Annotated in this window: 10 protein-coding genes and 1 pseudogene; 3 read left to right on the forward strand and 8 right to left on the reverse strand. The window is 50.7% G+C overall.

The genetic code is table 11. The features are described 5' to 3' along the window. Positions 1-22: 22 nt before the first annotated feature. Positions 23-340: pseudogene (tnpA, locus tag IGR76_01705) on the reverse strand (IS200/IS605 family transposase). Here tnpA and IGR76_01710 point away from each other — a divergent pair. Then, positions 323-1144 (forward strand): ankyrin repeat domain-containing protein, encoded by an 822-nt coding sequence (locus IGR76_01710; protein ID MBF2077249.1) that lies wholly within the window; start codon positions 323-325, stop codon positions 1142-1144. The pseudogene tnpA and the gene IGR76_01710 sit on opposite strands and share 18 nt — an antisense overlap. Positions 1145-1468: 324 nt before the next feature. Then, positions 1469-1885 (forward strand): hypothetical protein, encoded by a 417-nt coding sequence (locus IGR76_01715; protein ID MBF2077250.1) that lies wholly within the window; start codon positions 1469-1471, stop codon positions 1883-1885. A gap of 384 nt (positions 1886-2269) precedes the next feature. Here IGR76_01715 and IGR76_01720 read toward each other — a convergent pair whose 3' ends face one another. The 4 genes from IGR76_01720 to IGR76_01735 all read right to left on the reverse strand — a co-directional run bounded on the left by IGR76_01720 (position 2270) and on the right by IGR76_01735 (position 5582). Beyond that, entirely contained in the window at positions 2270-2686 is a 417-nt protein-coding gene (locus IGR76_01720; protein MBF2077251.1) for a hypothetical protein, read from the reverse strand. Between the two features lie 96 nt (positions 2687-2782). After that, positions 2783-3607, reverse strand: coding sequence for a tetratricopeptide repeat protein (locus IGR76_01725; GenBank protein ID MBF2077252.1), 825 nt, complete (start codon positions 3605-3607; stop codon positions 2783-2785). A gap of 25 nt (positions 3608-3632) precedes the next feature. After that, on the reverse strand, positions 3633-4175 hold the full coding sequence (locus IGR76_01730; protein ID MBF2077253.1) for a cyclic nucleotide-binding domain-containing protein: 543 nt from the start codon (positions 4173-4175) through the stop codon (positions 3633-3635). A 138-nt stretch (positions 4176-4313) separates the two neighbouring features. Beyond that, positions 4314-5582: an NAD(P)/FAD-dependent oxidoreductase gene (locus tag IGR76_01735; protein MBF2077254.1), complete on the reverse strand. Its 1269-nt coding sequence runs from the start codon at positions 5580-5582 to the stop codon at positions 4314-4316. A gap of 163 nt (positions 5583-5745) precedes the next feature. Between IGR76_01735 and IGR76_01740 the strand changes: the two genes are divergently transcribed. Further along, the gene (locus IGR76_01740) at positions 5746-6123 is read left to right on the forward strand and encodes a hypothetical protein (protein MBF2077255.1); all 378 of its coding nucleotides are present in this window, start codon (positions 5746-5748) and stop codon (positions 6121-6123) included. 19 nt (positions 6124-6142) lie between these two features. Here the strand turns inward: IGR76_01740 and IGR76_01745 are convergent, their stop codons facing one another. From IGR76_01745 to IGR76_01755, 3 genes are all read right to left on the reverse strand, one after another. Continuing rightward, positions 6143-7000, reverse strand: a complete 858-nt coding sequence (locus IGR76_01745) for a BMC domain-containing protein (protein ID MBF2077256.1) — start codon at positions 6998-7000, stop codon at positions 6143-6145. 156 nt (positions 7001-7156) lie between these two features. Continuing rightward, positions 7157-7825, reverse strand: coding sequence for a hypothetical protein (locus IGR76_01750; GenBank protein MBF2077257.1), 669 nt, complete (start codon positions 7823-7825; stop codon positions 7157-7159). Positions 7826-7918: 93 nt separating this feature from the next. Continuing rightward, a partial coding sequence (locus IGR76_01755) for a ribulose bisphosphate carboxylase small subunit (protein ID MBF2077258.1) occupies positions 7919-9927 on the reverse strand: 2009 nt, incomplete at its 5' end.

Below are 9927 nucleotides of genomic sequence, written 5' to 3' on the forward strand. Positions count from 1 at the left end.
CTCATCTGAATTCTGCTTGCTGCTTTCCTTTTTGGATCAATTGGATAAAGTCGAGCTCAGGACATCGCCTAAACACCTCTCGTGCTGTCAGACTCTTGATCATGGTGACTAGCTTTGTCACGCTGTAGGTTGGTACTGACTGCACCAGAAGGTGCACATGGTCTTTATCCACACCGATCTCAATGAACTTAATCTCATAGCGCTTCTCGATTTCTAGGCATACTTCTCGTAGGACTGCATCAACCTGTTCGTCAAATACAGCCCGTCGATACTTCGCTGGAAACACTAAGTGGTAGAGCAAAACGGTAACGTTATGGCTTTTATGGATGTACTCACTCATCCTGGCATTTTACGCCGCAGAGCGGCGGGGAATCGACCCGCAGGGATTGAACGTGGCTCCCTCGATCTGGTAAAACGTCTAGTCCAATACGGCGTTTCGTCGGATGAACGCAGTTCCACGGGCGAAACCGCCCTGATGGTCGCCGCAACTGAGGGTAAACTCGACATCGTGCAATGGCTACTCAGTCATTCCCCAGACATCAACGCCGAAAACCATGAAGGGGAAACCGCTTTACATCTCGCTGTTTTGCAAAATCACACCGCCATTGCCCTTGAACTCTTAGCCTACGGAGCTGATCCCAAACGAGTCACCCATGCTGGAGATACGCCGCTCCAACTTGCTAGCCTCAATGGTCATGTAGAAATTGTGGATGCCCTACTCAGAGCCGAGGGGTATTCCGAACCCAGTGACATTTTACAAGGGGCATTAACCATCGCCGCCCTGTATGGACATCCTGACATTGTGGCCAGTTTTCTAGACGCTGGGGTGAACCCCAATATCCTACTTCCCAATGGCAAAACGCTGCTGATGCAAATGGCTGAGTATGGGCATCTGCAAACCCTCAAGCTGCTACTTCAATCAGGTGCTAATCCGAATGAGCGGGATCCGTCAGGGGCAACGGCACTGATGTGGGCGGCCTATCGAGGTCAACTTGACGTGGTGAGATGTTTACTCCAGTTTGGCGCAATGCCTGATCTTAAAAATCAAGGGGGCTATACAGCGGCGATGTTGGCAGAGCTAAACCGTCACAGCGAGGTTGTTGTTTGCTTAGATCAAGCTGCGCTTCAGGAAAAATTGGAGTAAGGCTGCGTTGCGATCGCCTATGCCTCAATCTGTCGGCTCTTGTCCCAGGTGATCCGCAAGTATTAACGATCCTTACAAGTCCGGGCGTTGGCCTACCGTGATAATCTCATAATAGATAGGGCTTATAGATTCTATCGATAGCTGGGTCTCATCTCTCCTGGGCAGTCTTACTCATGGTGGAGTTGAGGGGTCGGTTAGGTATGGTCGTGCTGAGCATCGTAAAATGGTGATCACCGCATCCCATTTCGTGTGACCATTGATTGTAATGCCCTGGTTTTACACATTGATTCGTTGAATTAGCAGTTTGTAGGAGCGATCGCACGCATGGGTTTAATTAAGAAGCTACTTGGCGGTATATTTGGACTTCTGTCTGGTATTCTCAAAATCTTCGGTATTGGTAAGTCTGAGTTCTATGTAGAACTAGATGAGTCAAAGGCTGTTGGCACTACTCCTGCAACCCAACCTGCACCTGCCAAAGTTGAGGCTGCCCCACAGGCTCAAGCAAGTGCCGTTGCAGAACCTGCCGTTGTTACGGTGGAGCAACCTGTTAATCGGCTCGAACCCCAGCCTGTAACCGCAAGCGCACCCGCTGCGCCTAAGCCTGATCCGTCTAAGTCCTCAGATACATTTGCCCCTCAATTTCTGGTTCCCAAAGCGCAAGGTGGCCGCCGCCGTCCTGGCCCTAGCCTCAGTTCATTCATGGATCTAGCACGGGAAGTGAATCCCTCCCTTCGTGGGTAGGAATCGTCTAGAATCAAAATGTTCTTGTGCAGAGCACTCTCCTCATGGGAGGGTGCATTATTTTTTGAGTGCTTGAATTAGCCTCGAATCGATGAGCTGGCGATCGCGCCTCTCCTTGAACAAGAGCCGGAAAAGAGTTGTCTCCTATCTCCCTTTCTAGCCACTGATATCAAGTCTGCTGAAATGCTCACGAAAACCAACCCTGTTTTTGGCGCGGCGCAAGCGTCGCGCCAAAAACAGGGTTGGCTTTTTATCCCGACATGATATGAACTGCCATTACTTCGATTCAGACAAGATTAAAAAAAGGGCATAGCAAACGCCACACCCAAACTCAAGAGTCTTCAATAACAGTTGAGTCTATTTGCTGACTCAACTCGCAAGACGCTATTTCTTCTTAATATCCTTCGCCATATTCCGGAACATATCCATACTGCTATCTGCTTTGCGACGCTCACCCACAGGCGTGGCAGAGGAGACAGATTGAGAGGGTTCACGCGCCGTGTCATCAAAGAGAGGATTGGAAAGAGAGGAAGCTTGGGGCGCAGAGCCGCTACGCATATCGGTTGCAGAAATCTCAGCTTCGTAGACACCTTCTACTTTACCTTTGGGAAAGGTATGCTTAATTTTCTTCGGTGTCCGCATGTAGTCAATATTGCCTAGCGTTTTTGCGGAATCCGGATCCAAGAAATAGGCACCTCCATCCCGTGTAGGCTTCTGTGATTTTACGGCTTTGGTAACAGCGTCTCGCGTATCAACGGGTGACTTCTTTGATCCAAAAAGATTGCGGATAAATCCTGTCATTGCCTTTTCTGCCCATCTGAGTTCAATTTTTAACTCTATATTAACTGATGTAACAATCCTTTAAGCTATCGCTTCCGGGACTTTTCAGAGATCGGCTCACAGATCGGTCACGATTCGATCAAGCAACTGCTGAATGGCGATCGCATCTGGCGCATTGGGAGCCATCTCAAGATAGGCATGCAGATCCACCTGAGCTTCTGTCCACCGCTGCATTTGGTAGTAGAGTAAGCCGCGATCGCGGAGTTCCGATCCTGCCTTGGGAAAGAGAAATAAAATACGTTCGGTTGCCGCTAGCGCTTTGGGGATATCCTGACTATTCAAATAAATAAATTTCAAATTGGTCAGCATTCGCGCCAAAAAGTGAGGAGCGTCTACGGGGCGCAGAAACTCGTCCCGCCACTCAGCCGCACCTCCATACAGTTGCTTCAATTTGTCCTGACAATCTTCTACAAAGAGCACGTCTCCCGCATTAAACGCATCAACAAATATAGTCATGTCCCGCGCCGTGGGTTTAATGAGAAAATGACCCGGCAGGCCAACTCCAACCATTGGGAAATCAATGCGCTGTGCAACCTCTAAGTAGAGAAGAGCAAGGGTAATCGGTATTCCTAGGCGACGATCGATGACCTCGTTCAAAAAGCTGTTGCGTGGGTCGTAGTAGTTGGCTGCGTTTCCTTTGAACCCTAAGTCGCGGTACAGATAGTCATTCAGAGTTTTAATAATGCGGAGAGGATAAAGGTCCGACGGGAGGCGATCTTGGACTTCCGCAGCCATCGTATCCAGAGCATTTAGATAGGCATCCACGTCTAGCGCCGGGTATTCCTCTTGAGCAATGTAAAGGGCGGCACGCGCTAGGTTAATTTCGTTGGGTGACTGACGGGTTTCTTGATAAAAACGCTGACGAGCAATGGAGAAGTCCATGAAATAGTGTTCCAGTGTCCAGTAATCAACTTGCTTCCCGGAGGCGATCGAGTAACCACGATAGCCGAACCTTCGCAATTTCTAAGCTTTCCAACAGACGCGGATTAGGTTCATCGTCATCCAGTTCTCGATTAAAGTCTTGAGCCTTATTGCGCCCAACCTGCTGAATGGTACTCCGCAGGCGATCGCACAAGAGCACCGCCATGGCTCGATAGAAATTGGACGCAAACGAGACATCATGGGACAGCTTGGAGTTAAGCTGCGTTCGCGGAATCACCCATAACGTCGCCTCTTCCAAGGCTTTCACCGTAGCAGATGGCAGTCGTGAATCGATAAATGAGATCTCTCCAACCACTTCCCCCGTCGATAAGGTTGCAACCTTTTGGCCGTCCAAGGCGGACGAGAAAACTCCTAAAGTCCCGTTCAAGATAATGTATAGCGCATCACTAGGTTCGTCTTCTCGGATCAGTATTTCATCCGGCTGAAGTTTGCGTCGCCGGCCTGTTTTCATCAACCATTCAAAGTCCCGATCGCTCAACTCTGCGAGAATATATAGTGCTTTTTTCATGTCCTAATGTTCAATCCTTGCCTGTGCAGCACCCGCAGGCGATGCTTAAAACTGATGCAGGACTATTCTCATCCCCATCCTGAGTGAGTTGACACTGACACCCTGACGCGGTCAGAAAATTTTATATCTGTATGATAATTAGAGAGATCCCATGGCTTGCCCAGCGATCCATCCCGTTGTCCAGGCACTTTGGAAGTTAAACCCCCCCGTGACGCCGTCGATATCTAGGATTTCGCCTGCAAAGTAAAGCCCTGGGCAGATGCGGCTTTCCATCGTCTTGAAGTTCACCTCATTCAAGCAGATTCCACCACAGGTTACAAATTCGTCTTTAAACACACCCTTTCCTTTGACAGAATAGCGCCCTTGGGTGATTTCTGTTACCAGGCGCCGCAACTCTTTTTTGGATAGTTCTGCCATCCGGGTTAAGGGATCCACGGTAGTTCTCTCTAGCAAATAGACCCAAAGTCGGCGCGGTACCTGAATTGCGTCTATATTGGCGATCGCCCGTCGAGGATGGGAGGCTTTTAATGTCACCAGACGTTGATATAACGTTTCGGCTGTGTCGTGAGGACACCAATTGATCTGCAGCGTGGCTTGATAGTGGCTGTCATGGAGCGATCGCGCCCCCCACGCCGATAGCTTCAAAATCGCGGGGCCACTGAATCCCCAATGGGTAATTAAAACGGAGCCAGCTTGCTCAATTGGTGTTGAGGCTGATGTCCAAAGTTTGGTGCGAACGTCATCCACCGCAATTCCAGCAAGCTCTCGCAACTTGGGATCGGGTACCGTGAAGGTGAAGAGTGACGGAACGGGTGGCTCAAGGGTATGACCGAGGTGTTGGGCAATTCGATAGCCCAGGGGATGGCTTCCTGTTGCGAGTAAGAGGCGATCGCCCACGACACTCTCTCCCGACTTTAATACCACCTCAAACTGATAGCCACGGGGTTGAACGGCTTGCACCATGGCTCCCGTCCAAACTCTTACCCCAGCATCCCAAGCACTGGTCTGCAAACAGTCCACAATGGTCTCGGAGGTGTTAGTTACCGGAAACATGCGTCCATCCGCTTCCGTTTTGAGAGCTACCCCCCGATTGTCATACCATTCCACCGTATCGCTCGGCTGAAATCGACTAAATGCCCCTAATAATGCCTTGCTACCCCGCGGGTAGTGCTGCACCAGTTGCCTCGGCTCAAAGCACGCATGGGTGACATTGCACCGCCCACCGCCCGAAATTGCCACCTTCGTTAGGGGCACTCGTCCCGCTTCCAGAAGTGTGACCCGATGATGGGGATAGGTTTCTGCGGCGGCGATCGCCCCAAAAAATCCGGCTGCGCCACCGCCAATTACCACAAGATGCAGCTCTGCTGGCTTAGCATTGAAGGTAGACTCATCATTTAATGTAGTCATACGTGAAAGATCCTTGAAGACAACCTGCTAGAAAAGCAATTTTTCTGGGCATACTAATCTGGGCATCCTCAGGCAACAGTTCTGGGCATACTAGATAGCAGAAGTCTTCACGTATGTTGGAAACTTAGGCGTTGCATTCATCACCACAAAGGACTTTGTAAATATGGCGTCATTAGAAAAACTGCAACCTGCTAGTCAGCGCGATGTAAGTGTGTACATGCCGTATTACCAAGGTAACAAACGGAATGCGCTACCCTTAGCCATTAGCTTGTACCAGCAGGGCAGCATTGAGGGTACTCGCAAAATTGAAGGAGGTGAGGGCATTCCGTTCGTTGCGAGCTGGAGTGTATCTCCGTTACCCGCAGACCTCACCCGTTGTCGCATCCAGTTTGATGGCAGTGCAGAGCTTAGCTACGAAATTGTGATGGCCAACTTTGAGTTCATCAATTTTCTAATTGAGGTTCTATTTACCTTCAAACGGCTACGTACGATTGACTTCTCTCAACCTTTTTACCGAAAGCTTCTGCGCATGGACGATTAGAGTGTTTGCACAACGGCTGCTAATACAGCGAATCCTCCTGAGACGCTCGCAGATGATCGGTATTGGATAACTGCTCTAGGTTGGAGAGTTCTAGAGGCATGGCCTCTTCTTTAACGGCTGGCAGTTCATTAAGGTTAGGCAGCTCCACCAACTCCTCATCCCGCTCTTTAAGATCAAGCGGTATCGCTAGGGGTTCAGGACGTTCGATCCAGCAGCTTGCCACAGGTAGGGTCTTCTCCATATCATCCAGAGGCCGGGGAATCAGTCCAACGGCATGGAGTTCCCCGATACGCTCTGCTTCGCTCATGCCTGCTTCTAGGGCAACAGCGACATCCGCAACTCGCCCACGAACAATCGCAGTACACAGCCCATCACCAATGACTTCGTAGGCAGCGAGGTGTACATCCGCTGCCTTCATCATCGCGTCGCATGCGCCTACCATTGCTGGAAACCCGCGGGTTTCGATTAGCCCAACGGCCTGATTCCGCAAACGGTTATAGCCAGGTTCGGTCATCGCGCGAGATAAACGTTGCCCAATAGGGAGTACGGCATCTAAGTTAGGCAGCGGTTGCGCAATAATGGATTTGGAAACAAACTGTCCAAACTTTTCAGCCGTTTCCGCTCCAACCTCAACGGCAATCCGAATATCTGAAATTCCGCCTCGAACAACGGCGGTGCAGTATCCACTGCCTGTTTTTTCATAGCCGACTAGAGTTACCCCTGACGATTTCAGCATCATGTCAGCCGTAACAATAATGGCGGGGAAGCTACGAGTCGAAACCAGCCCCAACGCCATATTGCTGAAATCATGAGGCGATCGCCCCACCTTAGGCGCAGAACGCGCCAGGATCGGCTGTTGGTTCTTTTGCACCTCCATTGCGCTTTCCCCCTATCCACGAGACAGAAACACCCAGTCGGCTGCTTCCACCCTATTTACGTCTTTCTGCCAACACCTAGCGTTCAAAATGGACTCGTCATTCTTGAATAAAAGATTCTGCCTCCATTCTAAAGGCTGTCTCTCAATTCACGCTTACTACGAACTATCAGGATGATCAGAAGATGATGTCGGGGAATCCAACGGCTGACGATGGGGAAACATCATAGTGATCACTCGATCTAAGGATGCTCGACCGTAGACAATGCGCTGCGTTGTTACGCGGGTTTCCTCAACATGAACGTCTACATTTTCTGCATTTGTTGATACGGAAGCCGGAGATCCCTTCTCCTCAGATTGTTGGTCATGAGCACCGTTTTGGACAGAGGGCGTAACCTGATCTTCAGAATGATGCTCTTTACCTTTCTGCACCGTGGAATTAGATGACTCAGAAGGCGACTGAGCGCTTACAGTCGGCATCTCTAAGGTACTCAGGGCGCTATTTGCGGGAACAAGTTGCCCAGGTTGCAGGGCATAGTTTACGAGAGACACATTAGCTCCAACACAAGACCCTGCTCCCAAAAAGCACGACCCGAATACTAGAACCCCCGTGCCCAGCGTAACGCCTTCTTCAATCTCAATCGTGCCGGAAACAGCATGGATAATGCTACCCCGTCCAATGCATACGCCTGCCCGAATCACCACCTGAGCAGAGGCATCTGCTTGAATCAGCACTCCGGGCGCGATCGCCGCACTTGGATCAATGACAACCGATCCACAAATATAGAAATGGGTATCACTGATGGGCGATCGCGATAGGGCATGCATAAACTCAACCCTTGAGCTACAGGAAAAAAGGTGGAGTCATAGTACAGGAATCCGGCACAGTCCACACTCTATGGATGAACCAGGACTCTTGCCCTATGGGCGCTGAATCATTAACTCACCAACTCGTCGTTTTGATTGGACATCAATGCCAATCACCCGGACGTACTCGCCACGATGCTCGGCCATACACGCCTCTAGTGCGGCAACCACTTCGGCTGGTCGCGTAGAGCTGATCGGAGCGCAGCTTGTCCATGACCCAATCCGGAAGCGACGCTTATCCGCGTGCTCTGTACCAATTCGATAGCCCTGCGATAACAGTTGACGGACTTGGTCTACTGCATCTGCGCTCAGTCTGCTGCTGGTCTTCGGCACAAAATAGTCGCTAGACCTGCCATTACCATTGCTAGTTCCATAGGTAGACGACGAACTTCCGTAACTAGCCGTGCTAGCGGCATGACTTGCAGACGCAGAAACGGGAACATCTCCTGGACGCTGAATCATCAGTTCAGCAACCCGGCGCTTCGATTGCGTATCAATACCAATCATCCGGACGTACTCGCCACTGTGCTCGGCTATGCACGCCTCTAGTGCCGCGATTACATCTGCTGGACGACTCGACTGCACCGTAGCGCAGCTTGTCCATGACCCAATCCGGAATCGACGCTTATCCGCATGCTCAATACCAATGCGATAGCCCTGGGACAAAAGTTGACCAACCAGATCCGCAGCCTCAGTGCTCAACCCACTTGCTCTGCTGGGCGCATAGCTAGCAGAGGTATGGGAGGATGAACCCCCTTGGTAAGAGCCAGCCGCAGGACGCCCACTCGGAGCAGCAGAAGGTTTATCATCGGCACGTTGAATCATCAACTCAGCAACGCGACGCTTTGACTGAGTATCAATACCAATCATGCGGACATATTCGCCACTGTGCTCCGCAAGGCAAGCTTCCAGATCCGCAATCACATCTGCGGGTCGAGTCGATGCGATCGGGGAACAGCTTGTCCAAGAGCTCGCACGGAAGTGGCGCTTATCTGCGTGTTCCGTACCAATTCGGTATCCCTGGGAAAGAAGCTGATTCACTAGATCAATAGCTTCTTGACTCAAAGAACCCCGTGCTGAGGAAGCGCCATACCCAGAACTTGCGGGCGACGAGTAGCTATAGGAATTGGCTGCGTTGGCACTACTCGAATGGCGATAAGAGCTTCCACCCCCATTCGATCCCCCGTTTTGTTGCCCTGGACGATGAATCAGTACTTCAGCAACCCGACGCTTCGATTGGGGATCAACACCAATCAGGCGAACGTAGTCACGATCATGGCTCGCAAGTTGCTCCTCCAGAGCTGCCAGAACATCACTAGTCCGACTAGACATAATCGCCCCACCTGTCTGCCAAGAACTCGTTTGGAACCGCCGCTTGTCGGCATATTCTGTAGTAATGCGATATCCCTGCGAGAGCAACTGCTGTACCTGTTCGGCTACTTCTGGATGTAATTTCATACTTCCTACCTGTCTTGATGATTCTTCGCTGGACTGACCCGTTTCTGGAGTATCTGCTTGATAAATCTGTTCTAACTGATGGCGCACAGCGGTAACCTGCGAAATTGGCGCAGCACCATCTCCTCTTGATTGAACCGCTTCTTTAATGCCGGATAGATGATGGACAAAGTTACGATCCTGAGCTTGCACGTCAGGGAGTGCTTCCGCTTGCTGCTGAGACGTAATGACTGCCCCAGAGGGCACAAGCTTACCAGGTGGAATTTCCACATCCTGGATCAGGGCATGCATTAAAACAACGCAGTTATCCCCCAACCGAGCATTAAAAATTGTGGATCGGAACCCGATAAAACAGTTATTCCCGATATAGGCAGGGCCGTGAATCAATACAAGATGGGTAAGGGTCACATTTTCGCCAACCCAAACCGAATATTCTTGCTGGTCGTCTCCTAGAACCCGCCCTTCCTCTAATCCGTGAACAACAGCCCCATCCTGAATGCGACTGCCTTCACCAATCCTGAACGGACTGCCAGCATCGGCACGAATTGCAGCTCCAGGCGCAATGGTGACATTTGCACCTACACAAACCTCTCCAACAATGTTGGAAA

Source organism: Synechococcales cyanobacterium T60_A2020_003, from assembly GCA_015272205.1.
GTDB lineage: Bacteria > Cyanobacteriota > Cyanobacteriia > RECH01 > RECH01 > JACYMB01.

Excerpts from the sequence above, each read along its gene's own strand:
- IGR76_01715 (MBF2077250.1), top strand. The coding sequence starts at position 1,469 with ATGGGTTTAATTAAGAAGCTACTTGGCGGTATATTTGGACTTCTGTCT.
- IGR76_01725 (MBF2077252.1), bottom strand. The coding sequence starts at position 3,607 with ATGGACTTCTCCATTGCTCGTCAGCGTTTTTATCAAGAAACCCGTCAG.
- IGR76_01740 (MBF2077255.1), top strand. The coding sequence starts at position 5,746 with ATGGCGTCATTAGAAAAACTGCAACCTGCTAGTCAGCGCGATGTAAGT.
- IGR76_01745 (MBF2077256.1), bottom strand. The coding sequence starts at position 7,000 with ATGGAGGTGCAAAAGAACCAACAGCCGATCCTGGCGCGTTCTGCGCCT.
- IGR76_01720 (MBF2077251.1), bottom strand. The coding sequence starts at position 2,686 with ATGACAGGATTTATCCGCAATCTTTTTGGATCAAAGAAGTCACCCGTT.
- IGR76_01710 (MBF2077249.1), top strand. The coding sequence starts at position 323 with ATGGATGTACTCACTCATCCTGGCATTTTACGCCGCAGAGCGGCGGGG.
- IGR76_01735 (MBF2077254.1), bottom strand. The coding sequence starts at position 5,582 with ATGACTACATTAAATGATGAGTCTACCTTCAATGCTAAGCCAGCAGAG.
- IGR76_01730 (MBF2077253.1), bottom strand. The coding sequence starts at position 4,175 with ATGAAAAAAGCACTATATATTCTCGCAGAGTTGAGCGATCGGGACTTT.
- IGR76_01750 (MBF2077257.1), bottom strand. The coding sequence starts at position 7,825 with ATGCATGCCCTATCGCGATCGCCCATCAGTGATACCCATTTCTATATT.